The organism is Agrobacterium sp. 719_389, assembly GCF_900188475.1.
Classification (GTDB): domain Bacteria; phylum Pseudomonadota; class Alphaproteobacteria; order Rhizobiales; family Rhizobiaceae; genus Agrobacterium; species Agrobacterium radiobacter.
In genome coordinates, this window is the sequence record NZ_FYEM01000006.1 from 36,528 (window position 1) to 61,476 (window position 24,949).

At 58.1% G+C, this 24,949-nt stretch carries 20 protein-coding genes and 1 pseudogene; 7 read left to right on the forward strand and 14 right to left on the reverse strand.

All coding sequences use genetic code 11. The annotated features are described in order from the left end of the window. Positions 1–40: 40 nt before the first annotated feature. On the forward strand, positions 41–1,987 hold the full coding sequence (locus CFB10_RS12465; protein ID WP_026363909.1) for a methyl-accepting chemotaxis protein: 1,947 nt from the start codon (positions 41–43) through the stop codon (positions 1,985–1,987). Between the two features lie 206 nt (positions 1,988–2,193). Here CFB10_RS12465 and CFB10_RS24035 read toward each other — a convergent pair whose 3' ends face one another. Further along, on the reverse strand, positions 2,194–2,523 hold the full coding sequence (locus tag CFB10_RS24035; RefSeq protein WP_026363908.1) for a hypothetical protein: 330 nt from the start codon (positions 2,521–2,523) through the stop codon (positions 2,194–2,196). 476 nt (positions 2,524–2,999) lie between these two features. Here CFB10_RS24035 and CFB10_RS12475 point away from each other — a divergent pair, with 476 nt between their 5' ends. Next, positions 3,000–3,800 (forward strand): HNH endonuclease, encoded by an 801-nt coding sequence (locus CFB10_RS12475; protein WP_026363907.1) that lies wholly within the window; start codon positions 3,000–3,002, stop codon positions 3,798–3,800. Positions 3,801–3,827: 27 nt separating this feature from the next. Here CFB10_RS12475 and CFB10_RS12480 read toward each other — a convergent pair whose 3' ends face one another. The 8 genes from CFB10_RS12480 to CFB10_RS12515 form a co-directional block, all read right to left on the reverse strand. Then, complete coding sequence (locus CFB10_RS12480) at positions 3,828–4,373, reverse strand: AAA family ATPase (protein ID WP_020011547.1); 546 nt, start codon at positions 4,371–4,373, stop codon at positions 3,828–3,830. Further along, on the reverse strand, positions 4,370–5,905 hold the full coding sequence (locus CFB10_RS12485; RefSeq protein WP_020011546.1) for a GNAT family N-acetyltransferase: 1,536 nt from the start codon (positions 5,903–5,905) through the stop codon (positions 4,370–4,372). The genes CFB10_RS12480 and CFB10_RS12485 overlap by 4 nt, the downstream gene beginning before the upstream one ends. Next, positions 5,880–6,674, reverse strand: coding sequence for a helix-turn-helix domain-containing protein (locus tag CFB10_RS12490; RefSeq protein WP_026363906.1), 795 nt, complete (start codon positions 6,672–6,674; stop codon positions 5,880–5,882). The genes CFB10_RS12485 and CFB10_RS12490 overlap by 26 nt, the downstream gene beginning before the upstream one ends. A gap of 407 nt (positions 6,675–7,081) precedes the next feature. Further along, positions 7,082–8,179: a GTP pyrophosphokinase family protein gene (locus CFB10_RS12495; protein ID WP_020011544.1), complete on the reverse strand. Its 1,098-nt coding sequence runs from the start codon at positions 8,177–8,179 to the stop codon at positions 7,082–7,084. Between the two features lie 373 nt (positions 8,180–8,552). After that, positions 8,553–9,884 (reverse strand): hypothetical protein, encoded by a 1,332-nt coding sequence (locus tag CFB10_RS12500; protein ID WP_020011543.1) that lies wholly within the window; start codon positions 9,882–9,884, stop codon positions 8,553–8,555. A gap of 477 nt (positions 9,885–10,361) precedes the next feature. Next, positions 10,362–10,964, reverse strand: a complete 603-nt coding sequence (locus tag CFB10_RS12505) for a hypothetical protein (protein WP_020011542.1) — start codon at positions 10,962–10,964, stop codon at positions 10,362–10,364. 76 nt (positions 10,965–11,040) lie between these two features. Further along, a complete protein-coding gene (locus CFB10_RS12510) occupies positions 11,041–12,213 on the reverse strand; it encodes a HEPN domain-containing protein (RefSeq protein WP_020011541.1) in 1,173 nt (390 codons plus the stop codon). Beyond that, positions 12,210–13,043: a hypothetical protein gene (locus tag CFB10_RS12515; protein ID WP_020011540.1), complete on the reverse strand. Its 834-nt coding sequence runs from the start codon at positions 13,041–13,043 to the stop codon at positions 12,210–12,212. The genes CFB10_RS12510 and CFB10_RS12515 overlap by 4 nt, the downstream gene beginning before the upstream one ends. 672 nt (positions 13,044–13,715) lie before the next feature. On the opposite strand from CFB10_RS12515, the gene CFB10_RS12520 reads away from it, so the two are divergent. Genes CFB10_RS12520 through CFB10_RS23735 form a run of 3 tightly spaced genes read left to right on the forward strand, consistent with a single transcriptional unit; the run spans position 13,716 to position 17,656 of the window. Next, positions 13,716–14,921, forward strand: coding sequence for an ATP-binding protein (locus CFB10_RS12520; protein ID WP_020011539.1), 1,206 nt, complete (start codon positions 13,716–13,718; stop codon positions 14,919–14,921). Beyond that, positions 14,914–17,415, forward strand: a complete 2,502-nt coding sequence (locus tag CFB10_RS12525) for a S8 family peptidase (RefSeq protein WP_020011538.1) — start codon at positions 14,914–14,916, stop codon at positions 17,413–17,415. Before CFB10_RS12520 ends, CFB10_RS12525 begins: the two co-directional genes overlap by 8 nt. Before the next feature lie 22 nt (positions 17,416–17,437). Further along, positions 17,438–17,656, forward strand: a complete 219-nt coding sequence (locus CFB10_RS23735) for a hypothetical protein (protein ID WP_141097722.1) — start codon at positions 17,438–17,440, stop codon at positions 17,654–17,656. A 377-nt stretch (positions 17,657–18,033) separates the two neighbouring features. Here the strand turns inward: CFB10_RS23735 and CFB10_RS12535 are convergent. After that, positions 18,034–18,980 (reverse strand): IS630 family transposase gene (locus tag CFB10_RS12535; protein ID WP_155844712.1). Its coding sequence is split into 2 segments (ribosomal slippage): positions 18,034–18,641 and positions 18,641–18,980, totalling 948 coding nucleotides; the frame shifts between segments, so codons are not numbered across the junction. Between the two features lie 97 nt (positions 18,981–19,077). Here CFB10_RS12535 and CFB10_RS12540 point away from each other — a divergent pair. Then, positions 19,078–19,497: pseudogene (locus tag CFB10_RS12540) on the forward strand (toll/interleukin-1 receptor domain-containing protein); the annotation flags it as partial. Positions 19,498–19,592: 95 nt separating this feature from the next. On the opposite strand, the gene CFB10_RS12545 reads toward CFB10_RS12540, so the two are convergent. From CFB10_RS12545 to CFB10_RS12560, 4 genes are all read right to left on the reverse strand, one after another. Continuing rightward, positions 19,593–21,416 (reverse strand): UvrD-helicase domain-containing protein, encoded by a 1,824-nt coding sequence (locus CFB10_RS12545; protein ID WP_020011534.1) that lies wholly within the window; start codon positions 21,414–21,416, stop codon positions 19,593–19,595. Positions 21,417–21,424: 8 nt separating this feature from the next. Then, positions 21,425–23,239, reverse strand: coding sequence for an ATP-dependent endonuclease (locus CFB10_RS12550; RefSeq protein WP_020011533.1), 1,815 nt, complete (start codon positions 23,237–23,239; stop codon positions 21,425–21,427). A 146-nt stretch (positions 23,240–23,385) separates the two neighbouring features. Then, entirely contained in the window at positions 23,386–23,976 is a 591-nt protein-coding gene (locus CFB10_RS12555; RefSeq protein WP_020011532.1) for a mobile mystery protein B, read from the reverse strand. After that, positions 23,973–24,437: a mobile mystery protein A gene (locus CFB10_RS12560; protein ID WP_020011531.1), complete on the reverse strand. Its 465-nt coding sequence runs from the start codon at positions 24,435–24,437 to the stop codon at positions 23,973–23,975. Before CFB10_RS12560 ends, CFB10_RS12555 begins: the two co-directional genes overlap by 4 nt. Before the next feature lie 258 nt (positions 24,438–24,695). Between CFB10_RS12560 and CFB10_RS23740 the strand changes: the two genes are divergently transcribed. Further along, positions 24,696–24,914, forward strand: coding sequence for a hypothetical protein (locus tag CFB10_RS23740; protein WP_141097724.1), 219 nt, complete (start codon positions 24,696–24,698; stop codon positions 24,912–24,914). Positions 24,915–24,949: the final 35 nt, after the last annotated feature.

Genomic DNA, 24,949 nt, shown 5'->3' on the forward strand with positions numbered 1-24,949 from the left:
CACGGGGAAGGAGCGGTTTTTCAATGATCTGAGGTTCCCCGTGTCTTTTCTCCAAAACGCCAGTATCCGCACCAAAATCCTGTCGCTCATTCTTCCGCTCTGCATCGTCGGCCTTGGCGCCACGGCTTACATGGCCACCCATTACAAGCAAGCGGACACGGCCTACTCGTTTTTTATCGCCAATGACAACGCCGCTCTGGTGGAGCTTTCCCGTGCGAACCGTAACCTACAGGCCATGGCCTATGGCGCCTATCAGGTCATGGCTTATGACGCCGGCAATCCTGACTTCAAGGTTGTCAAACATGAATATGAGACGGACAGGACGGCATTGATATCACGTCTGAATGGGGTCAAAACCATTTTCCCGGAGGAAGCTCCGGCGCTGGACAAGCTGTTGAGCCAGGCTCAGGGCATTATCGCCTTGACCGACAAGGCCGTGGAATTCGGTTCGTCCAACCGTAATGCGGAATCCGCCGCTGAACTCCTGAAGGCCGACATCGTGATCCGCTCGACCGGAAACGAAATCGCCGCCCTCCTGGAAAAACTTTCCAAGGGCGTCGTCGAGGGAAGCAACGAACTGACGGATCAGACCAACTCGACCATCTTCAGCTCGCTGGTGGTAGTCGGCGTTGCTTTTGCGATCGGCATCATTCTGGCGCTGTTCGTGGCGTCTCGTGGCATCACCACGCCGATCGCCCGTCTGCGCGAACGCATGGTGTCGCTCGCCGGTGGCGAAACGGCCACGGAGATTGACGGCACGGCGCGCCGGGATGAAGTGGGCCAGATGGCGAAAGCCGTTCAGGTGTTCCGCGAAAACGCCATCGAGCGCATTCGCCTCGAACAGGAAACCGAAGCCAATCGCAGCCTCTCGGAGAAAGACCGGATTGAGCGCGAGCAGCAGAAGGCAACGGAGGCGGCCGATGTCAAATTCGCCGTCGACAATCTCGCAGCCGGTCTCTCGAAGCTTTCGGAAGGCGATGTTTCCTATCGCATCGGCCAACCTTTCACCGCGACGCTCGATGGCGTTCGCAATGATTTCAACATGTCTGCCGAAAAGCTGCAGGCTGCACTGACCAAGGTGGCGCAGAACGCCAGCGGCATCGGCGCGGGCGCAAACGAGATCAAGTCTGCCGCCGACGATCTGGCCAAGCGCACCGAGCAGCAGGCCGCAGCCGTGGAGGAAACAGCCGCTGCGCTTGAAGAAATCACGACGACGGTCAGGGATTCCACCAAACGCGCGCAGGAGGCGGGCCAGATCGTCAGCCGCGCCAAGGCGGGCGCCGAACAATCCGGCCAGGTGGTGCGCCGCGCCGTGGTCGCCATGGAGCAGATCGCCAAATCGGCCAACGAGATCAGCAACATCATCGGCGTTATCGACGAAATCGCCTTCCAGACCAATCTGCTGGCGCTGAATGCCGGTGTGGAAGCCGCCCGTGCCGGCGAGGCCGGCAAGGGTTTCGCCGTGGTGGCGCAGGAGGTGCGTGAGCTCGCCCAGCGCTCCGCGAGCGCCGCCAAGGAGATCAAGGCGCTGATCACCACCTCGAACGACCAGGTGCAGCAGGGCGTGCAGCTGGTGGGCGACACCGGCAAGGCGCTGGAGACCATCGTTTCCGAAGTGCAGGAAATCAACCGGCACGTCGTCTCCATCGTTGAGGCCGCGCAGGAACAATCTTCCGGCCTGCAGCAGATCAATACGGCGGTCAACCAGATGGACCAGGACACACAGAAAAATGCAGCCATGGTGGAAGAAACCAATGCCGCAAGCCACAGCCTGGCCAAGGAAGTGGCGTCGCTCAACCAGCTGCTCTCCCAGTTCAGGCTCGCCGATGGCGCTTATCAGCAAAAAAGCCAGCCTGCTCCGGTTCGCAGCGCCGCCGGCAACGACAAATATGTGGCATCCCCCGTCCGCGCGCTGGGTCGCAAGATCGCCTCGGCGTTTTCGGGCAACGCCGCTGTCGATACAAAGGGCGACTGGCAGGAGTTCTGATCGCTATTTCAGGGCGCTTCCATGGTCCTGGCGCCGGGTTATGTATGACTGGAGTTGGCGGGCCTGATATCGCCCCGCCCGCCTGAGAACGAAAAACGCCGCACGGGCCTGATCTCCCGTGCGGCATTTTTTTGAGCGCTGCATGTCGGAATTATTTACTTTCCGCAGGCCGCCGTTCCTATCCGCAAGATTTGCCGGATCACAAATTATCTGGCCTGCATGGCGCGAATAAAGGCCGGGCTTCCGCTATTCAAATCACTGTATGTAATTCTTTTACTTGCGATGGCGTCGATTAATCGCGTGCAGAAGATCATGTCGACGTTGCTCTTCGGGCTGACATTCATGGCTTCAGCCACGGCAATTTTGGAACTCTTGGACTTTTTCTTTGTCGTTTCATAGCAATTTTGAACCGCCCTGCGTTTGACAGCGGGACTTCCTCCTATGACTTCCTGATCCCTTTCGAAACTGGGGTTCGTCTGGCACCCTGAAAGGATGAACACTGATACGGATACAGCAATAATTGCCTTGATTTGCATAGATTAACTTTCCCTTTTACCCCGCCAGCATGGCTCATGCTGGAGCACCCCAACCAGACCCGTCGATCAGGAGTATTGCAACCGTATTGCGGCAAATACATCCGGGTGATTACAGGAATATGTTCACAGAACCCGCGCCGAAGGGGCTTGTCGCTTTGGAAGACAGGCGCAAAGCTTTATGCAGCCTCCTAAGTGGAGGATTGCCATAGACGATGTCAGGGTAAGATAAATGGCGCGCCGCGCCGGGTGAAGATGAGAACTATGTCTACTCCATAGCCCTCTGAGGCTCTCCTTCTTCAAGAATCGGGCTTCCGCCATGCCGACTCTCGCGATTTGAGAGTACGTCAACTCGATACATTCACCTTCGCCGATACCGGAGATGCGCGTGACTTGCGGCACTCACGTTGCCAGTTAGAATCATCTATATTCCGATGTCGCGTGCTGGGTGTAGTTAACTCGTTGCTTGGGGAATTTTTGTGCGTTGCATTTTTTGCAAGAATCCGTCCTCTTCCTCGAAAAGCGTCGAGCATGTCATTCCTGAATCGTTGGGAAACAAGCGGCATGTTTTACCGAGAGGCATCGTATGTGACGGTTGCAACAACTACTTTTCCAGAAAGGTCGAAAAGCCGTTTCTGGATCTGCCGGCCGTTAGGCAGTTGCGGTTCCAGCAGGATCTTGAAAGCAAGCGCGGCAATATCCCATCGATAAGCGGATTGATAACACCGGATATACCGGCGCTGCTTACGCGATATCCGAAGTATGATTTCACCTCAGTCCAGGTGTCCGAGCCGGATCTCGCGAGGATTCTCCAGGCTAAGGAAGGAACGATGCTGTTTCCGCTGGCCGGAGACCTCCCCGATACGCCAGTTATCTCGCGTTTTCTAGCGAAGGTCGCGCTGGAAGCAATGGCCTTGCGCCTTGTCGAGTTTCCCGAAGGTATTGCCTATATTTGTGACGAGGCGCAGTTTGATGTCCTGCGCGATCATGCCAGAAAGGGTTATGTCAGTCCTTGGCCCGTTCACATCAGGACCATTTATCATCAGAACGGAAAGGCTTTCGGGCCTCAAGGTAATGCAGAACAGATCGTTCACGAGTTCGATTTTCTTGTAACCGATCAAAGCGAATGGTTCTTTGTCCTGGCGATATTCGGGGTGGAGTTTGCGATCAACCTGGGAGGACCTGAAATTTCCGGCTATCGGCGTTGGCTTGAGCAGACTAGCGGTCTTAGTCCACTGTACACCGACAGGCATGGAGGCCTTGCCGCGATGCCCAAATAGCAACCCCACCACCGTTGATGAACCGAACTACCGATCGAGAAATATTGCGATATCCCTCTGTTCGTTCAAGGGGACAATGAACAGAGGGACATCGAGGGCGAGCGCCGCATGATAGGCCGCAAGTACGGATCGTTCCTGATGTTCACCCAGCTCTTCATACGATCGAGCTGGTCTCGTTTTCCGTGTATCCGATAAACGTCGCAACGCGATCTTTTCGACGTTATCGACCAAAACAACGAAGCGGGAAACATCGATCGCCGAAAAAACCGAAGGCGAAATTTCTACTAGGCCATCGGGAGTGTCTATGATGGTGTGACCGTCGAGAACGATTAATCCTTCTTCCGGCGCGCGTCTCATGAATCCAGATATCAGAAGGGCTTGATTGTCGTCGATATTTCCCTCGCGCAGGAGAGCGTGGGCGGCAGGCTTGCCTTGGCGCTCTTGCCTTTCCGCCTTGATCAGATCACTCGCCTGCAAATGCTCGAAAACAAGTCTTCGTCGCGCATCTTCGAGAAGTGTCGACTTCCCGACGCCTGACAAACCCACCAAGGCGACAACCCGCCGCTTACTCATGCTTGAAATCCAAGGTCGATTTGCGAAAGCAGGTTATCCAGACAAGAGCGCGGTATGCGAAAGATCGATTGAGGCGGATGCTCTGCGATAACCTTGCTCTCTTGAAGCTGCTTCAACCCGATAGCCGGATCAATATAGGCGGCGAGCAGGTAGTTGATGACTTTGACGGGCGATTCGGCAGATGCCCGCCAGCCGTCGAGGTCTTTCTCGCTATAAACCGACCGTCCGCCTGTCATCTGCAGCAACTCGCGGGTGGATCGCGCAAGACGAACGTCCTCAAGTATTCCGATTGCCGACATTGCCTGCGACGGTAACGACGACGATTTTCCCTTGTAGAAGAACAAGATTGAACCTGGCGGGCCTAGATTTGATGGTGCGCGACACAGGTAAACCTTTCGGATTGTGTTGCCCGGTCGCCGCGGACCTCCTCCCAACCCGAGCGCTCCGAAGAGGTCCAACTGGTTCTGCTGCTTGAGATCCGGATAGAGGATGTCATGGTAGCCCTCTTTGATCGGGATACCGAACGCCGAGGTGTCTGCCACGATGGCGAAGCGCGGATAATTCAGCCGATGGACATCAAAGTGATTGTCGCCATCTGTCGGCGAGGGTGCGCGCGCGCCCATACGTTTTTCATAGATCCTCTCACCGTCCTCCTTTGTTGCAGTATGGGTGAACCCGAAATACTCAAGAAGATCAATGAGGGAGGTCTGCCCCTCATATGTGGTGACATAGACGAGGTCATATTTGTTCCTTTGAGCGAACCAGAAGACCTTCTTCAAAAGCAACTCACCAAGCTTAAGGCCGCGTCTCTCCGGCCGAACCTTGAACGTGCAGATCTTCAGTATCTTGTTGGCTTTTTCAGTTGCGTCGGTGTCCGAGCCGGTCTCATCCTTTCTGACCAGAAGGCCGGCAATTCCGTCGTCTTCAATGATCCAGCAAAGGCGCCGCTGCTTTACACATTTTTCCGTCCACCATTGATCGAACCCGAGATAGTCCTCGCGCAGGCTGTCAAAGATGGTGTCCGTCAGAGGTATCGCATGAGCGGCGACCTCATCGATGAAACGCACCGGCGCTTCGATCGGCTCATAGGTCGTTCGAAGGAGCTGAACAGCGTCTGCTACATAGAGCACCCGGCGACCGAGTTCTGGAGAATGGCGCCTGGCCCGCTCGTGGAGGCCTCTGTCCTGGCTGACAAGAAAGTCCACGGCGCCGATGTGAAGCGCATGCAGCAGGGTCGCGTCGACTATATCGTTGTGCTTCGGAAGAGGCCCGAATGCGTTCGAAAGCTCTGCGGCGGTCAAGCCTCGGACTTTTGATAGGGTTTGAAATTTACCGAGCTTACTGAGAGATATCGCTCGGCGGGCCGTATCCTTGTCGCGACCAACATCGTCGCGCGCCGCCTCGTGCACGAAAATATCGACCTTGTGCTTGGCGGCGAGGCTTGTAAGTGCGGAAAAGGCCGGCTCTACGGTTTTATTGTCTTCCAGATGAATAATTACATTCGTGTCAATCAGATATGTTTGTGTGCTCATGCCGGAGCGCCTTTTGAAGGTCGGGCTTCGCGTAGAGGAAAGACTGCGGAGCCTTAAATCCAAATCGCTCCTTCAATTCAGGTAAGGTCAGCGGCCTCGCAAATCGGCGCGGTGTCGACAGTTTTAGTGCAAAGCCTTCTTCCAGGCCACTAAAGTACTCGTCGAAATCGGCTTTCTTGATCGATGCAGATCGGCCGTGCTTTTTCCAGAGGGCAGAGAGTTCAAGGCGTTCAACGTTCTCAATTTTAATAGCGCCCACCAAAGCCATTTCTGGCGATGTAGAATAAATATAGGCCGTAGCGCCAGGAGACACCGACAAGGGGAAACGCCTTCTCAGCTCGATGGTCTTAACGCCATCAAATATCTTGCCCGAATAGTTCGGCTTTATGCTGATAACGATGTCCCGTTTTGCAGGGCGGGCATCGTCGCGATCGCCAAAAATCGGAAGGACATATTGATCGTCGTCGGCAACGGCTCCGCCAAGCTCGGCCTGAATCCGCACTCCGAACTCCGAATGAACTGGAAATGCTGCATCGATGCGCAAGCTGGCACCGAGAGCGTCGACATAGCGTTGCAATGAGGAGATTTGGACATCGCCTCGTTGTTCGATCTTGGAGATTGCCGCTTGGCCGACGCCCAAACGCTGGGCCATCTCGAGTTGGGTAAAGCCCGCAGCCTGCCTCAACGCCCTGAGAGATTGCCCCACAACGCGTCCCGCGTCGCCATCGCCAACCCGGACGGCGTCAATAAATTCGCGCTCACCCGACATCATTCCACACCATCGCTCTCCGAATCGCTTTACCACAATATTCCCTTAAAGGAATATTGTGGTAGGAACAAGAACTGGTACGCTGTCTTGAGCTATAGTTTGGCTGATGATGTGATTGCGTAGGGCGACTGAATTAGTTGTGTTTCTGGCCATGCATCCTCCCAATAAGCAGCATCGATCACAACGCCAGGACTCTCGGCTATTCCGCGCCCGGCTCCACAATTCCGATTCATTCCTGACGCCGGGCTACCGCTCCACTCTGGCCGTGCCGATTGCTTGGGGGCTCTGCCCCCTGGCGCACCGGGTGAAGATGACAACTATATTTACTCGATAGCCCTATAATATCTGAGGCTGAACGACGTTTTTCGGCGGCTATCGCAGGTTTTCTGCGGCGAATTATGAACGCCTTAACCGTTGTCCGTGGTGAGCTTATTATCCGCGCGCCAGACATCGAAGCTCTCCCTGGCCCTGTCGGTAAGGAGCGAAGAGAAGAGATCGGGATCGCCTGCATAAAGGCAGTGCCTCATGATCGTAAACGGATTAAGCGGCGTGCCATCGGCGCGCGCTTCAAAGTCGGCCTTGTAGCGCCGCACCTCGCCGATCGTCTCTCGAAGGTAGAAATTGAATTTGCCGCGGCTGATGTCAGGTTTAAGGTCGATGACCTGTTGGGTGAAGCCATCCACCTTATGCGGCTCAAAATCCTGGCCGGGAAAAAAGTGCTTCGCGATCCGTAACAGGCTGAAAGCGTTGAGTGGAGCATATTTTCGTGGCGCAGAATCGACGATAGCTTCCGGCTCGGCCGGGGCAACGGCGGTCTCTTCCTCGATATCGGCATAGGCATCGGTCCGCTCGATCTCTTCGGCCGTTCCGTCCCGAATAGCTCGGAACTCACGGTCTGCTAGTTCGAACAGCGCAGCGAGCGTGTTGATACGCCGCTTCAGGCTATTCGGGATCGATTTCTTATACTTGATCTTATGATCGAGAATGCTCCACGAGTCCTGCACGACAGTCCGGATTTGAAGTTCAAAGGGATAATCGGCATAAGCGGCATATTCTTTCAGCGTCCTTCGCCCTTCACTCAGGCGCAGATCAAGGTGGAGGCCCTTGTACCCAAAGGCATCTGCTGTTTCCTCCATCTGTGCGGTTTTGTCGGTGACACCGAGCACGTCGAACTCTTCCGAAATGAGCGCCTTCACCCGATCGATATCATCCTCGTAGAAGCAGACGATGCGCAATCCGATCAGATCTGAAATATGGTCGCGGATGGCGTAAGGTGTTTTGGTCTTCTCCAACTCGGTTTGATACTTCAGCCGGAACTTGCTTAGGCATTCTTCACGGTCCTTGATCCGACCTTCGACTTTGGCTCCGGCGATCGCCGCGTTTGTCGCGAGAAGAGAGCGCAACAGCGTAATGAAAGCGTTTCGGGCCGCCTCTATTGTATCCCACGACCCATCGTAAAAATCGCGAAATGCCACTTTCTCGGTTTCGTAATCCTGCGACGCCATATCACTCCCCCCGCTCTCTTTTTAAACTCTATGTTGTGATTTTTTTAAAGGGAATACTGTGATCGAGATTCAAGCAGCGAGGTCAGGCAGCTTTGCCCATCCTGATCCGGTCCTCGTCCCGGCGCCCGCTGGTGCTCATGCCGGGCCGGTCGCTTGGGGGTCCCCCTGGCGCAGCGCAAGGTATCGCTGACGCTCGGCCTGGACGGTTTCCCCAGCCTTCCGCGCGGATGTGTGTTTCACACTCTCAACCATAGCTTCGATCCGCTTGTGCAGGCCGGGTCAGCCTGGTCGCCGTCGTCCACTATGAGTAGTTTGTGGCAAATGAGGCCGAACCCGGCGATCGAGTTGGCTTCATTCCCGATGCCCCGGACAACTAGACCTCTTCTCGGACACCATCGGCGCCCTTCGGTAACTCACCCCAATGGTCGGGGATAGGCTTTTTCCAAACCTCATAGAGCGGAGCGAAAGCGAAGTGAGCGCCGTTTGTATGCTCGATGGTGTCCGCGAGTGTGAACTTTTTGCCGTCCCGCAAAATCGCCGCACTAAGATAGATTGGATCACCATCCTTTGAGACGGCGGTGGCCGTCAAAAGCTCTTTCCTGTCCGGAGAGTCGACCGCGCGCATATAGGGGTTGGCGGGGTTCGCCGGTGCGCTCCATGTTTCGCTGATCATGACAGCGGCGTCCGCACCGATTTTCTGAGCCTGTCGAGCGAGAGTTCGCATCATCATGAATTTGTGACCATGCTCCATTGGGCGCAGTTCGCGAAAGTCGATCGGCTTTCCATTCCGAAGGAGGATGACCATCGTGATGTGGTAGCCGTCCTTCTCGAACATTTTGCGCGCCGCACCGAACAACGATCTGGCATGATCGTGAAGCTTGCCGCTGTCTGCGTACATCGTGGAAGGGTTGATGCCATATCGCTTCTCGAGCTTTGGCCCCTCCGCCAGTGCTTCTTCCTTACCGAGTTTCTTCTGAATCACCTCAAATTCGAGTGGCTTGCCCGTGGCGAGCCACACATCGAGAGTGCGGGCGTCTTCATGCCCGATCATGCATGGAAGTCGGCCTTCTTGATCTCCCTCCGCGAATTGCTCGCCGGTGTTCACGTTTGTGGAGACTGGGGCGACCAGTCCCATTTGCTTGTGCGCTGACCGAACCAGTTGAGATAAATGGCCGTAGGTAGTTGCGACTGCCTCCAGCAATTCCGTGTCCGGCAGGGAATTTTCTATCCAGCGGCGACGGATGCGCAGCACGCCGTCCTTCTTGATGTGCTGCCCGACCAATGAATCGGGTATGCTTTTAACCAAAGCCAGCGGTGCATCCGAAAGTTTGGCTGGGACTTGGATCTTTGGGCCTTCGTCCAGATGAGAGGCAACTATCTCCGCGCTCACAAAACTGTACGCTTCAAGATCGCCCTGCTTTTCTATCTGATTACGGGCTTCAACCATCCATCGCATGAGCGGAATAGCCGCCAGCTTCGCTTGCCAGCCCTTATACCACTCCTCGAAATCCGGAATGAGCGCCTTGTTTTTTTGTAGGACGAATGAGACCTGTCGCGCCGTTTGAATGGCAGCCTGGATAGCGACCCTGAACTCGTCCGGTTCGAAATACGCCCGTTCAGCCTGATGCCAAAAACGATGAACATCATCCAAACGACGATCGATCGCCGCCAATGGACATTGATTTTCGTCGTGATCCCAAGCCATGCCGCTGTCGAAACCCTGTCGGGCTTCTCACGAGTGACGATGCCGGAAGCCCTAGGTCAATAATACATGGTCCGACGCCTCCTCATCTAGAATTAAATCAGCAGTTCCGCGATGAATTGCCTTCTCAATTGAAAACGCAATCACAACGATAGCGCGCTTTCAAAGCGGGATATCCTGCGTCTGCGCAGGATCAAATCGACTAGTCGACCAGAAACGATTCGAACTTTTTCACCGCCAAACGCCCCCGTTTTCACGCTTTTCGCGCGTTGGGAGGGCGCGCTTACTTCACGGGCGCTCATTCGGCGGTTATCGGCGGCCGTAAAGGGCAATCGGCGGGATTTGGCGCGCCGCGCCGAGCGATGATGACAACTACATCTCCTCCATAGCCCTCTAATACCCTCCTTTGGTTGTCCTTCGTCGTGAGGGCGAGCCAAGGTCTCTGCCACTGGCCTGCTCGATCGGCACTTGGTCGCGCCATCATTCATGCAGGCCCCAGTTTCGATCAGGATCGTTGCGTCGATTGTCGGCCTCCGGCGGGACCGTCTCGGAGTGCCGGGGCTGACCATCCGATCCGGTCCAGTCAAACCGAACGCGCCAACCGGTGCTCTTCCCGCTATTGCTCTTGTAGCCGATGACCTGCTTATGCACCGTGATGCCCGCTAACACCATCGAACCTGATCCGGTGCCAATATTGGCAATAAACACGCTGTCGATCAGACGGTGATCCATGAGATCGCGTTCCAGAATGAGCGATAGGTTTTTGACCGCTTGCTCCCTCCTCCCTCTCTCCGCGAGCTGCTCCCTAAGTTTGTCTCCTTCGGCAAGATAAGCTTCTGCTCCCGGTGCATCCGTTGGCGTACAGCCTCTCTTCATCGGGAGGCGTCCGTCCTTGTAGGCTGACAGGATCGCCGCGGCCGCATCAGGACCAACCTCAAGAACGAGATCGAGCCAGTTCCTTTCGCGCATGTAGATGTCGGCGCGCTCTGCTTTCGACAGAACACCTCCTTCAAGGACGAGCTTTCTCGTCTTAATGGGCATGATGCCAGGCAGGCCAGCAAGGAAATCCGTAAGAGAGCGCATCGCCGATTCCTATTGAGTCATTCGTAGGCCACCTGAGCAGCCGCTGTCTTACTGCTGTCGATCGTAAAAGATCGTGTCAGCCTTCGCCCCCCAGCGTCAGGCTCGTCCAATCTGGAAAACTGCCACGCTGCAGGATGGCTTGCACGACACGGACAACAAGCTGATCGGCCAGATCGAGATCAACCTTGGACTTCGGCGGAAGCACACCCGAGTGGACCGCGTCCGACCGGGCTTTATATAGATGCTTCATCTCATCGAAGATCTTGGTGCGCTCGGCGGCACCCTCACCCAGGAGCCAGGCAGCGCGACTGCCAATCTTATAGGTGATTTCGGTATTCGACGTTCCGAGATCGTGCATCAGCACGATTTCCGCCGCCATCCCCAAATCAAGAGCGCGGTCGACAGGATGGACTGCCAGCCGCGAGCGCCCGAGCCGGTCGATTGCACGGGTAAGACTATCTCCCTCGGCGAATGCCGCGAGCTGCCCAAAGACGGTCTTGATCATCGCCATGTCCGCTGGGAAAGCCACGAGCGGGTGAGCCGCAAACGGACGGCCTGACATCGTGCCACCGGCCGACAGCAAGGAACGGCGATTCGACAGAATTACCGACATCGGCAACTCGACCCCGCCGCTGGAGCCAAGCAAACAGGCGAGCCGGAAACGGCGGCGGATTGCATCACGCGCCGATGAGGCGGGCTGTGTCATGCTGGTCCCGGCTGGCCCATTTGCTTCGGCCGGGTGTTGCTCGAAGGCTGGCGTTACCTTGTAGGACTGGATGAGGAAGCCGGTTCCAGTGGGCATGCTCGGCCACGAATATCGCCAAGGGTAGTCGAACGCGCTGAAGATGTCGGCCGCCGGCGGCACAAGGCGAACACCATCGGCCAATTCACATGGCTCGTTGATTTCGATGCCGAGTACCGGCGAAACGTCCTCGTAGACTGCGGCATTCCGCGTCACTTCGTCCGTGAAGAGTGCAACGATATCTTCCGGCGCTATTTTTTCGACGAGCCGGTCAATCGCCCATTCACCGAAGCGGCCTCCGACAACAGAGCCGCCGCCGTCACCACTGAACACCCAACACGTCGCGAAATCGGAGAACGGCTCTGCGCGGGAGAGATATTGATCGACACGATGCTTCGCCTCGTCGCGCCAGAGTGAATAGTCACTGCCGCGGTGGATCTCGGCGAGTTCTCCAGCGATCCCGCGGAGGAAGGCTACCGCGTCAGGTGCAGTGTCCGCTCTGCTCATTCCTCGTCCCACCGGCCGAGGTTCACGTCGATGAAGCCAGCCGGGTAGCCCCGAGCCATGACGCCGAAATTGGGTTCGCCTTCGCTATGAACGGCGAGGACATGCTCAGGACCGAGAGGCTGATGTGTGTAGAGGTCGAACGCATGTTTGTCGGGCCGGCAGCCGAGCATCCGACCATAAGTGGCAACAACTGCCTCAGCCGCCGAGTAACCATGGCGGGAATGGACGAGCGGCATGGCAATTTCCAGGACACGCGGCCGACCGATCCGCTTCAGCATGTCCTGAAGCACCGCATCTCGCTGCCAGAAATAGGCTGACTCGCCGCCCCAGCTCTCGAGGAGCAATTCAACGCCGCCGTCTTCGACGTTGACGGGATGCGAGACCATCCAGAACTTGTTGGAGCGGGATTCGAGCTGATCGCTTTGGTACGGGCTGTCAGCGAACAAGCGATCGGCAACCTCTTGGCTGAATGCGCCAGCAGCGACTTGCGCCGCGAAGCGTGATCGAATGGTGTCGAGGCTAGATGGAAAAATGCCGCCTTGCCGGAGAACGTCGACTTCCGAGTCGGTCAGGCGGGTATAGTGCCACGCGCGGATCGTGCGGACTTCCATCAGCCGCATGATATGCTCCTTCACCCACATGAACTCGCCCGCGTAAGGATTTTCGGGATACGGCATGGTGTGATCGGAGGCCTCACGCTCCAGCCATTGGCGGCGCGAGGTGAGCATGTAATTGCGGATGACATCGGCGCGTGCGTCGAGGTCGCCGCGCAACTCGCTGTCGAAGGTTTCGACGTCCCAGACATCAATGATGGCAACACTCTCGATCAAACCGCTTCCCTATCCTGAACACCCGCGTCCGCGCGGAAGTAGTCTTTCATCGGGGGACTGGCGTATATCATGCCTCATCCCCGTTTCTTGCCACGATCCTCGCGCATGGCGGGCCAGCCAACTCCCGAGCGCCATCGATGACCGTTTCCAGCGAAACTGCGTCGAGTTCGAGCGATGCGGCGTAAACACGCCGCGCCGAGCGATGATGACAACTGTATCTCCTCCATAGCCCTCTGGCCCCATCCTTTAGCCAGAATGCCGGTTGGAGGCCCTCTTCTATGTTGCAGGCGTAACGCCGGCCGTCACGGCGACATAAAGCTTAGCCCGAGCTGCCACCGTATCGCTGAAATGCTGTCCAGCGACAATGATCCCTCTGGCGGTTATTTCGTGCTGCCGACTGCTGGAGCGGTCTAACGAGCACGGGTTTTGATCTTAGCCTCAATGGATATTCCGTCCTTGCTCGATGCCTGACCAGTCTGGGCTTCTTCTCCAGACTCCGCGTCCGAACCGGCATGGGGCTTCGCTGCAACAAACAGCACTTATCCTGCACCCTCGCAACCAGAAGCGCATCGAAATCGAACCAGGGCGCAACATTTTCCGTTGACGCGCAACAAATTGTCGTCTACATGCATCATAAGTCATCAATCTCGCATCAGATCGTAGGTTTAGCGCATGGAGCACTTTTCAATCATTCAGGCGCTCTGCCGAACGGCGATGGGCGCACCAACGCCGGCGCTGCGCAAGCAGATCGAGCGGCTAAGGGATGCTCTCGTCAAAGATGGTGAGGAAAAGCAAGCAGCGTCGCTCGCGGGGATTCTTGCCACGGCGGATCGCCTAACAGAGGTGGCTCCGAGCCGAATCGAGCGCTCGCGAGCGAACCTTTCCGGCGAGACACTCGGTCGCAACACGCCGGTTCCTGTCGATCGTGAAACGGCTGCCGCCTTGGCGGAGATCATCTTTCCGTCGGAAGTCGAGGAGGCGGCCCCGCTTTTCAATTCGACTGTGACGCAGGCAGTTGAGACGATCGTCGATGAATGGGCCGACTTCGAGGCGCTCGCGACCGTCGATATCGTGCCGTCAAAGACATGTTTGATCTACGGAGCGCCTGGCACAGGGAAAACTCGACTGGCCCTCTGGATTGCTCGCAAGCTGGACTTGCCCGTTGTTCTCGTAAAACTGGATGGCCTTGTTTCGTCATTTCTCGGAACGACGGCGCGCAATATTGGAAATCTCTTCGCATTCGCCAATCGCTATCGCTGCGTGCTTCTACTTGATGAATTCGACGCGATTGCAAAAGTCCGCGACGACCCCCAAGAGGTCGGCGAGATCAAGCGTGTTGTGAATGCCCTTCTCCAAAATCTGGATGTTAGACAAAACATAGGATTGACGATCGGCATTACCAATCACTCGAAGCTGCTTGATCCGGCGGTCTGGCGCCGTTTTGAGGTCCAGCTTGAAATCCCTAAGCCCGATTTTGAGGTGCGGAAGGCGATCGCCGCCATGTTTATGCCGCCTGTATCGGCTCCCGACAGCCATCTACGTCTTATTGCGTGGTTCACTGAAGGTTCAACCGGAGCGGAGATCGAGGCGCTGGTGCGGACATACAAAAAGGCCACCACGGTTCGCGAGGACGATCGCCGAGGATTACTGGATACGCTCCGTCAATTTGCGACTCTCAACGCGGCTCGCATTCAGAGTGAGCGTCGAACGCTGTTGTTTGATGATCCCGCCACTTTGTTCCGGGCCATGCGTGACGACCCCATTCTCGCATTTTCAATGGCCGACATCGGCGAAATCGCAGGGCGGGATAAATCGACCGTAAGCCGTCAACTCGGGCGACAAGCCAGCAAAGCCGATGGGGGTGTAAATCATGGCTAGCCCGATCCAGATCGTCCTCAATCCGGACAATTATGAGGAAGCCCGAGAGGCAGGCGGCGGAGGCGGACGCAAGGACTTCTTTGCTCACCGCGATCGGGAATTTGGCGCCCATAAGGCAGCTCTGATCGAGCAAATCGACGCTATTTCCGGGATTCTTTCGGCGCAAGCGCAGGGACCAATCGGCTACGTCAAGGTCATCCTTAAACGAGATGCCTGGGCAAAGAGCCATCGGCCGGTTGGGGCGCTTTTCCGCAGCGACCGGGCGCCTCTAGTCGGGGGTGGAGATCTCGGTGTGATGCTTGTCGAAGGCCGCCCGTCGGCATTGGCGCAGGTGAAAGCTGAAATTGCCAAAGCCGAAACGCAGACCAGGATGCGCTATGACGAGAAAAAGGGGAAAGAGGTACCCAACCCCTCAGCGCAAAAGAGCGAGGCCGGAGCGATCGACCGGATCGAACTCTACGGCGCGTCCGACAAGCGCAGCTTTTCGGTCGAAGAAGCTGTTGCATGGCTGGCCAATCCGATGACGGGAAGCGGGTATCAGGTCGAATTATTCGACGTATTGCCACCGCGTGCCGAATGGGATCGGCTCGACCCCGCGCACAGACGCCTGGTCGAGTCCTTCGTTGCTGGCTTCAACGCCCTTGAACAAAGTCTATCAGTGGAGCGTCTGCCTAACTGGCGACAGCGGCTCCCGATGCTTTCCGTGCGTCTGGACCGAGCCGGAGACGGCGCCGTCCTACGGCTGACGAGCGTATCATCAAAGGAGCGCCGTGAGCTTGCGCCGTTCGACCCGAATGTTCAGCATCACAGCCGTTTGCTGGCCTTCTTAGACAAGCATCCCTTAGTCCGGCGGATCGAGTTGCCCGGCATCGTGGTGCGTTCTGCTCGCCCGGCAACGCCGAGCCGCGCTCGACCAGATCACGCGATTATGCCAGTTCGCGATAGCCGCAGGACCCATCCGCGGCTGGGTATCATCGATGGCGGCATAAGCTCGGCTTTGTCCGATTGGGTCATCGATCGATGGGACGTGCTTGCTGACGAAGACATGGATCTTTCCCATGGCACGTTCATTGGCGGCCTTGCCGTCGCTGGAGCCGGTATGAATGGTGCGGGGACTTGCCCCGAACCCGACGGAGCGGAGCTGGTTGACGTAGCTGTATTCCCAAATGAGCAGAAGGCCGGTGCCTTCGCATCTTACTATTCGGGCGGCCTCCCTCAGTTTTTTGATGAAATGGATGCGGCCGTCGCAGATGCGCGCGCACGGCATGGCGTGCGTGTCTTCAATATGAGTCTGAACATCCTTCAGCCTGCCGCACCCGATCGCTACAGCCCCCATGCGGTCCGGCTTGATCAGATTGCCGAAGAAAACAATGCCGTCGTGTTCATTTCCGCCGGTAACATTCAGCCGCAAGACCTTCGACCGGAGTGGCCGGCCGATGCGGCAACAGCCCTTTCTAATCTCGCGCTTGCCCGAAACGACGGGCTCCTGACGCCCGCAGAGAGCGCAAGAAATGTTGCAGTCGCGGCATTGAATCCATCAGGACACAGCGGCTGTTTGCCGTTCGCTCCAGCCCGTTTCAGCCGTCGGGGGCCTGGGCTTCGGTCCGGCGGGAAACCCGACCTCGCTCACATCGGAGGCGCAGGAACGCAGCACGCGACGCTGGGGCATGGCCTTTTCTCCATCCTTCCGGATGGAACGGTAATCGACGGTTGCGGCACCAGCTACGCCTCGCCTTTGGTCGCCAAGACGGCGGCGGTCCTCGACCACGCCATCGAGGGCGAGGTCTCTCGTGAAACCCTCATCGGGTTGCTGGTCCACCACGCCGAGATTCCAGAGCCCTTGCGCCCGAAAATGTTGGCACCGGTGGCACGGCACCTTGTCGGCTTTGGGATGCCGCCATCTGCTGAACGTATTCTGGAGACTGGCGATCATTCAATCACCCTCGTCTTCGCCTCACGTATCCAGCATGGCCAGCAGATCAATTTCCGGTTCCCGTGGCCGGCATCCCTGGTCGGGCCTGGCGGCAAATGTCGAGGGCGGGCAAAGCTCACGCTCGTATCCACGCCGCCGCTGGATGCCCGGTTTGGTTCCGAGTTCGTCCGGGTCAACGTGAATGCCGTCCTGCAACAGGAGCAGGATGAAGGCAAATGGAAGGGCCGCCTTGATCCACTGTACCTCCCGTCTTCGCGAGAATCGCCAGCGGTCGAGGCAGAGCTAATCGAACATGACCTGAAATGGAGTCCGGTAAAGGTCCACGCCAAGACCTTCCCGCAGGGAGTCGGGCCTTCCTCGAACTGGCGACTTTTTGTTGAGTATCTCACCCGCGCTGGTGAGGTGATGCCCGAGGGTGGCGTACCCTTCACGGCGATTCTGACTATCAGCGATCCAGAGGCGGAAAAGCCGGTCTTTAATGACATGCGTCAAAGCCTTCAGGCGATTGGTACGCAAATCGCTGACATTCGAACGGCAGCGCGTATTACGCCGCGTGTCTAGCGGCCCGTATAGGAGGAATTACTTGGCTCGGTCGAAAGAGAAGCGAATTGGTTATCTGCGAGGAAAAATGTCCGATGGAACGGATGCTGTGGTCAGTGTTTCCAAAATTGGTCGCGATTACAGGATTGGATGTGGTTTCAAAGATCATCTCTGCCATCCCTCCGTCCGAGATATTGAAGGCGTAAGGCGTGAGGCATTGCTCGTCTTCGACGTACGCGATGCAATTTATCAGTCAATTTGAATGGGCCACAAAGCGCATCAATAAGATTCGCGAGATGGCGGGATGATGAAGGAGATGAAAAGGCATGGCTGGATGTACTGCACCGGTTAGGGGGCATCGCTCATCGGCCGCCGCGGCCGACTGCCCTGCATGCGGGAGTCGCTATAGCCGTTTCGGTGGTTACGGCGGGTATGGCGGCGACTACGGCAGCCGCGGATCATACTCGTCCCCTTCATACTCCTCCTCAGGTAGCGGCGGTCGGAGTAGCGGCGGGTCGGGGCGCCGCACCGCAAAGCCGCGCTGGTCGGGAGCAGGTTCGGCTGTGTTGTACACGCCTGAACAAGTGCAGGCGCTCACGCCGGTTCGAGAAAACGTGGAGAACCTAGAGCAGATTCGACTTAATCCGGGTCATATCCGGCAGTCTCGAAATAGTGCCGACATTCCTCTGGCTTGAAAGCGGAGAGACAATTGGCGACGACGGACCAGAGTTCATCGATGCTCCTGGCCGCCGCCTTTCTGAGCATGGCCTTGAGCTTCGAGAAGGCCATCTCGATCGGGTTGAAGTCAGGGGAGTATGGTGGCAGGAACAGGAGCCGCGCGCCGACCTTTTCGATGGTCTCGCGCACGCCGCTGATCTTGTGAGCGGGCAGATTGTCCATGACGACGACGTCACCGGGGCGAAGCGCGGGCGCGAGAACCTGCTCGGCATAGGCCAGGAAGGCCGGACCGTTCATCGGGCCGTCGAGCAGCATCGGCGCCACCATGCCGTCCAGTCGCAGCCCAGCAGTAAAGGTGGTCGTCTTCCAATGGCCGTGGGGAACGGCCGCCCGGCATCGCTCGCCGCAAGGTGCTCGCCCTCGCAGCCGCGCCATCTTCGTGGACGCGGCAGTCTCGTCGATGAAGATCAGCGTCTCTGGGTCGAGGTCAAGTTGGCCGTCGAACCAAGCTATGCGGCGGCGCAGGACATCGGGACGCTGCTGCTCAGAGGCGTGCGCCGTCTTTTTTTGAACGTGATGCCTCGGCGGTCGAGGAACAGCCAGACCGTTGAGGGCGCAGCCTGCACACCGCGCTCGGCGGCAAGGCGTTCGCCAATCTCGGCAAGGGTCATGTCCGCCGCCGCCTCGATCAAGCCGAGGATGAAAGCCTCGTGAGCGTCGAGCTTCGAGCGTGACGGCTGGCCCTGCTTGCGCGCCTCCGTCTCGCCAGTCTCACGATAGCGCCGATACCAGGCCCCGGCCGTCGCGATCCCGACGCGGAAGCGACGCGCCGCCTCTCGTGTTGAAACCCCCTCTTCGATCGCCGCAATCACTCGACCGCGAAGGTCCCCGCTCAGGCTCCTCGTCATCATCACCTCCTGGCAAATCACCAGCAGCAGTCAATCAGATAAGCTCCTCGGCGTGAATCCTAAAACCGACTCTGCGTTCATCGAAGACGCTCTAGCGGCCTCACAGCCTGATCTTCGAGACGTGTTTCTCTGTCACGCATGGGATGACAGGCAGGGCTCCGCCAAAGAACTGCATGATCTGCTCGAAGCGCGCGGTGTCCGCGTGTGGTTCAGCGAGAAGGACCTTGGCCTCGGGGTGCCGATGATGCGGGCGATCGACAAGGGCTTGGTGAATTCGCGCGTCGGTATCGTGTTGGTGACCCCGGCTATGTTGCGGCGCCTCCCGGCAGAAGGCATCGCAGACAAAGAGCTTTCAGCGCTCCTCAGACGTGAGCGGCTCGTCCCGGTTGTTCACGGAACGACCTATGAAGAGCTTGAGCAGGTCAGCCTCCTGCTAGCCTCCCGAGCCGGGTTGAGCACTGCCGAGGAGTCAATGGCGGAAGTCGCGGCCAAAATCGCCGAATTGGTCGCTATTTAGTCACGCCGGAGTCAAACTGGGGTGGCTGACTAAACGCCTCCTATCGGCAGCATCGTGTCTTTTCAACCGCTGTAAATGCCAAGTTTCATCCATCCTCACTCATCAGGGAGCAGAAGCACGCACACGTCGTCGTTAGGTGACATGATCGTCGTCCGGGTTTTTGCGCGCGTCACGCTCACGCGGAAATTCTGGCGAGCTTGCGTCATCGCCCCCGTGCGGACATTGCCGCCCACAATACGATCCGGGTTGCCGACGATCTCGCCCTTGTAGCGCTTCGGCCATCCTTCGAAGATGATGACCTCATCGAACTGCTTCCCCTTCGCCTTGTGCATGTTCATCACGACGACACCCGACTCCGGCTTGTGAGCGGTCGCGAAATGCTCCTGCACGAACGCTTGGCGAGTGACCGCCAGCGCGTTCTTATATCCGCCGGTATCACGCCAATCCTGCGACAGGCTTTGCCGGAGCTGCGTTCCGCGTTCGAGAAGCCGGACGTTACGCGCCTCCTTCGCAACCTCGGCGAGCCGAGTGCAGGCCCCAGCCTCAAGCACCGCTCGAATGGCAGTCCAGTCGCCATCGGGCTGTCCAGTCAGCGCAACAGCCGTTGCAGCCTCGTGGACCACGAACGTGGCTTGCAAGACGCTGTTCGCCGGAACGGCCTTTCCCTTCGCAAGGCAGTCATTCCATTTGCCCAGCGCCGAGCGGAACCGCGCCGCTTCCGTCAGATCGCCCTTCGTCGGCGCCAGGCCTCCTCGGCCGCTGAAATAGCTGCAAAGCACATCGACGAATTCGTCAAAGCAGCCGGCATGACTTCGCTGCTGAAGAAGGAAGGCAATCACCTCCGCCGCTAGGATCGGGCCTTCCATGTCGACGGCGGCCGTGTGTGCGATCGGAGGCACGTTGCCGAAGGGCTCGCGCAGATTGTCGGAGACCAGCCGGGTCATACGCTTCGTCGGCACCAGAATCGCAAGCGACCAGTCCCGGCGGCCCGTCGCGATTTGCCGCTTACGCGCTTTCAGAACCTGAGCGACAAGCGAGGCGAAAGCCTGACTAGGATTCGAGGCAAACCCCTTGTAATCGATGCCCTGATACGCTTCTTCCCGAAATTTGCCGATAAGGAGGTGGTTGCCGAACAAGGCAATGTCTGTCCCCTTGCTGCGATGGTTGTCCCCGGCCAAATCGTGCTCGGAAGGCTTGAAAGCCTCCCTGAAGTGGTCGAGACGCTCCGGGTCCGCGCCGATGAAATCAAAGATGCGCTGTTCGGGGTCGGCCAGCGCGATCAGTGTGCTGCTCTTCCCGATTGCCTCGACCGCGCGCCACTGCTGGGCGCTGGTATCCTGAAACTCGTCGAGGATGATGAAAGGGTACATGGTCGATACGAGATCGCGGACCTTGGCGGAGCCGTGCAACAGGATGGCCACGCGCTCCGCAAACAGGTCGAAGCAGATTTTGCCTTCCTCGGTCGCCAGTCGCATCCGCTCGGCAATCTCCAGCGCGGCCTTCTGTGCCTTCTCCTCTTCCGAGAGCTTGGACGGCGCCTTAAAGGCGCTGCGGATCGCTGAAAGCGCGATCGCCTCATTAGGCGGTGTCAGAATTGCCATCCGGCGCGGAAACCCGACCAGATAGCCGTGCGCCTTGAGAATGCGCCAGAAGAAGGAGTGATACGTGTCGACCTCGATCCGCTTCTTCTCCTCCGTCGTGACGGACCGCTCTTCGTCAATCGCCTCGAAGACGCGCGAGACCGTCGCGCGCGCGAAACTCAGGAATAGGATTCGCTGCCCCGGCCGGAGCTTCTCGCGGGCGATCTTCGCCGCCTTCAGGATGGACACAGTGGTCTTGCCGGAGCCAGGCCCACCCACGACGAGTTGGTGCCCTTCGGCGATCAGAACATCCTTCTGCGCTGGAGTCAGGTCGACCATCCGTCCCTCTATTCAACGGGCTCGACGGCGGCGTCCTGGCCATTCCCCTGCGGAGGCGCCAGCGGCGCGGGCGGCGGATCGCAGAGCGCCTTTAGGGTCACGCAGGCGTCGCGAATCCACGATGGGATTTCAGCCTCGGAACATTGGCCAAGGAAATCCGCAATCCCCCAGTTGCCCTTCGCCCACCCGAAATACTCCTTCAGCGCGGCGATGAGGTTGGTCTTCGGATCGGGGAACTTCTGCAACAGATGCGGCGGCCAATCGAGCGCATCGGAAAAGCGTTCAAGCGCGGCCTGTGTCGTGTTCTTGAGGATTAGATCCTCGATGCCCTTTTCCTCGTGCATGAATAGGCGCTCGACTTGGGCTTCGATTGCGGCCTTCGCGGGGTCGGTCTGCTTGTCGCATAGTGCAAACGTCCGCTTGCCGAGACCCTTATAGAGCCCAGCGAGATCGGCGATCTGCGACTCGGTGCCCGCATCGATGATGCAGATGCCAAGCGCTTCGAGCGAGGCATAGACGCCGGGGTTCAGTTCAGAGAGCCGGCGGGCAGCGACCGGAAATGAACTCGCCTCGGTCGCGCCCTCGGCGATGAAGACGCGCCGCGACAGCAGGCCCTCGCAAAACCGCGTCCGAAACTCCTGGCGATAGCGCTTGTGCTTTACGCTGTCGGGCAGCGCGATCTGCGCCTGCTTGAGGATGCCATCATTCGCCCGCGACAGGATCACGGTCTCGTCGAGCTTGAACTCCTCAAGGACATAGGGCGAGTGCGAGGTGACGATCGATTGGGCCGCCAGCTTGCGCAGTTCGTGAACGATCCGCTTCTGGGCATAGGGCGGAATCGCGGTCTCGACTTCCTCCATCGCGAAGATGACGTTCTGCTTGTCCTCGGCGATCTGCGACAGCATCGCCAGCACCAGCATGTTGATCGTGCCGGTGCCCTGCCGGAAGAAGGGTGCGGCATGTGCGCCATCGCCGGTGGCGATGAAGGCGGTCACGACCTTGCGCAGATGCTCGCGCGTGAGGTTCGAGACCTTGAGATGCGGCTTCACGCCCCATTCCCGCGGCACATATTTCTTCAGCGACTTGTCGATACTCTCGAGTACGCCCGAAATGCCGATCGCGGGATCGCTCGCGACATCGAATCCGGCGAGCGTACCGATCGTGCCTTCCCACATTTGCGGCCGGATTTCCTTCAGCCGCAAGATGATGTCGAGCAGGCTGCCATGCTCCAGGCTGAGCGCACGCGAGCCCGTGCGCAGCGAGCGCAGGAAGAGGAAACCACAGTGCTGCTTGTCCTTCTTGGAGAAGGGTACGGGAGTCTCTTCCTCCGTCAGGCTGCGCGCGTAATAGGTATTGCCAAGGAAATCGTCCTCTTCGCTGTCATATGCGCCGATGAACGTGACGCGCAGCGCCGCCTTAATGTTCGCCGCATCCACGCCAGCGGGATTTGCTTCCGTGAAGAAGTCTCCGGTTTCGACGTTGAGCCACTCGATATTGCCGCCAAACCGGGCTTCCTGCTCCTCCGACAGCCCGATGATCGTGACCTCTACGGTGATTTGCGGGGTGGGCTGCGGCTCTGCTGGGGCTGCGCCATCCTCGGCCGGAGCCGGAGCCACGGGCAGATACTTGCCCTCATAGAAATCGTGCTCGTCGACAGGAGGCCGGCGGCTCAGTCGATCCGGCCCAAGCGCAAGATCTATGGCTTCGAGAACGGAGGACTTGCCGGTATTGTTGTCGCCGATGAGGACGGCGTGATCGGGCAGAACCAGCTTGGTTGAACTGATGCCTCTGAAATTCTCAATTGCTACGGCGTAAATCTTCAAAACAGCCCCCCGGCGCCGTCCATCTTAAATTTTTTCTATTTCACAGTTAGCCCCAAATCGGTGGAACGTCACTCGCCCTATGGACAGCACGTAGCGCTTTAAGCAGCCATATCGGTGCTATCGCGCTAAGTGCATCGGCGCTAGCGCTACGAGCGGGCAAAGGCGAGCAAGGGAGCGTAGTCGCCCGCGTCGGCGGCTTTGAGTGCCGCGATATACTCTTTTCGCGTTGCCGACGGATCGACGAGATTGATCTGACCCCAGGTGAACCGCGGCTGGCCGAGTTCGACCGCAAGCAGGTCGCCGATCATGCGCGAGAAGCGGCCATTCCCGTTGGGATAGGGATGGATCGCAACAACGCGGTGGCTGAAACGGATCGCGATTTCATCCGGCGGAAACGTCGAGTGCTCGGCCCAATATTTTGCATCGTCGATCGCCTGATAATATTCGACCGGGATGCAATAGGCGTCGATGCCGATGTTGCGCGCCGTCGTGCGATACCTGCCCGCCCACTTCCAAACGTCGCCATACATCTGCTTGTGCAGCGCGTTCAGGAAATCTTGGTCGAGCACCTTGCGCTTTCGCCGCCCGACCCAACGAACGGCGTCGGCGATGTTGGCAAGTTCCGCCTCGTTCAACTCGTCGCGCGTCGTGATGTAGGAAGGAATGAGCTGTTCGCGCTCCTCGGCTTCGAGCGGTGTGTTCCCGTCGTCGTCACCCTCAAAAAGCGGATCGCTCATTCCTTGTCCCACAGCTTCCGCGAAAAGTGCGCGAGGTAGTCCGCCACGATGCGACGCTTTTGCCCTTCAAGGTCTTCCGCGTTCACCGCCTGATTTTCGAGGCGCATCGTGTGATTGAGATGCGCGAGTTCGTTCCTCACCTTGCGCTCGGCCTGATCGTAGAGAATGTCGTCGAGGGCCTTGGTCGGGACAAAGGCATAGACAAACTGACAGTCGAGCGCTTCGGCCGTCTCGCGTAAGGTCTTGAGGGTGATCGCGCCCGTGGCTTCCGCCTTTTCGATCGTCGTCACGCGAGAGGGGGCCACGCCCATGCGCTCGGCGAGCTGGCGCGTGGTCATGCCCAGGGCCTCCCGAATGGCTTTCGTCCAGCCACGCGAGGGCGTCACAATGCGGTCGGCTCTCAGGGGAGAAAGCCGTTTATCGAGGTTCTTTCTGGCGAGTCTGGTCTGTTTTTCGCTCATATATATGTGTCCATTTCGAGCATTCTTTAACATATATATGTGAGCAAAACAATTAACATCGCTCACTCAAGCATGAGCAAATTTCTAAATACCGCTCATGAATATATGAGCAAGAAGCAGTCTGATATAGGGAAAGCCTTCCCCTGCGACCGAGTCATCGTCTCGGTCGACCCCTTCTGCGGGGAGCCCCCCGCAACGCCCCCTGCGCGCGGGCGCCTTCGCATGGTCGCCCCATGTCAGAACAACGCGGAGATCAGGATGGAGGTGCTCGGGGCCAATCGACCTTCACGTCCTGATCCGGTCCTTGCGCCCGGCCGCCGCTCCGCTCCGGCCGGGCCGATGGCTTGGGGGCTCTGCCCCCTGGTGCGGCGCAAGGGATCGCTGACGCTCGACCGGGACGGTCTCCCCAGCCTTCCGCGCGGATGCGTGTTTCTCGCTCTCGCCCATGGCTTCGATCCGCTTGTGCAGGCCGGGTGATCCCCCTCCGTCCCGGTCGCCCTTGCACCTTACAC

Coding starts and splice junctions, on each gene's coding strand:
- CFB10_RS24035 (WP_026363908.1), bottom strand. CDS start 2,523: ATGCAAATCAAGGCAATTATTGCTGTATCCGTATCAGTGTTCATCCTT.
- CFB10_RS12480 (WP_020011547.1), bottom strand. CDS start 4,373: ATGAGTAAGCGGCGGGTTGTCGCCTTGGTGGGTTTGTCAGGCGTCGGG.
- CFB10_RS12485 (WP_020011546.1), bottom strand. CDS start 5,905: ATGAGCACACAAACATATCTGATTGACACGAATGTAATTATTCATCTG.
- CFB10_RS12490 (WP_026363906.1), bottom strand. CDS start 6,674: ATGTCGGGTGAGCGCGAATTTATTGACGCCGTCCGGGTTGGCGATGGC.
- CFB10_RS12495 (WP_020011544.1), bottom strand. CDS start 8,179: ATGGCGTCGCAGGATTACGAAACCGAGAAAGTGGCATTTCGCGATTTT.
- CFB10_RS12500 (WP_020011543.1), bottom strand. CDS start 9,884: ATGGCTTGGGATCACGACGAAAATCAATGTCCATTGGCGGCGATCGAT.
- CFB10_RS12505 (WP_020011542.1), bottom strand. CDS start 10,964: ATGCGCTCTCTTACGGATTTCCTTGCTGGCCTGCCTGGCATCATGCCC.
- CFB10_RS12510 (WP_020011541.1), bottom strand. CDS start 12,213: ATGAGCAGAGCGGACACTGCACCTGACGCGGTAGCCTTCCTCCGCGGG.
- CFB10_RS12520 (WP_020011539.1), top strand. CDS start 13,716: ATGGAGCACTTTTCAATCATTCAGGCGCTCTGCCGAACGGCGATGGGC.
- CFB10_RS12525 (WP_020011538.1), top strand. CDS start 14,914: ATGGCTAGCCCGATCCAGATCGTCCTCAATCCGGACAATTATGAGGAA.
- CFB10_RS12545 (WP_020011534.1), bottom strand. CDS start 21,416: ATGGTCGACCTGACTCCAGCGCAGAAGGATGTTCTGATCGCCGAAGGG.
- CFB10_RS12555 (WP_020011532.1), bottom strand. CDS start 23,976: ATGAGCGATCCGCTTTTTGAGGGTGACGACGACGGGAACACACCGCTC.
- CFB10_RS12560 (WP_020011531.1), bottom strand. CDS start 24,437: ATGAGCGAAAAACAGACCAGACTCGCCAGAAAGAACCTCGATAAACGG.
- CFB10_RS23740 (WP_141097724.1), top strand. CDS start 24,696: ATGGAGGTGCTCGGGGCCAATCGACCTTCACGTCCTGATCCGGTCCTT.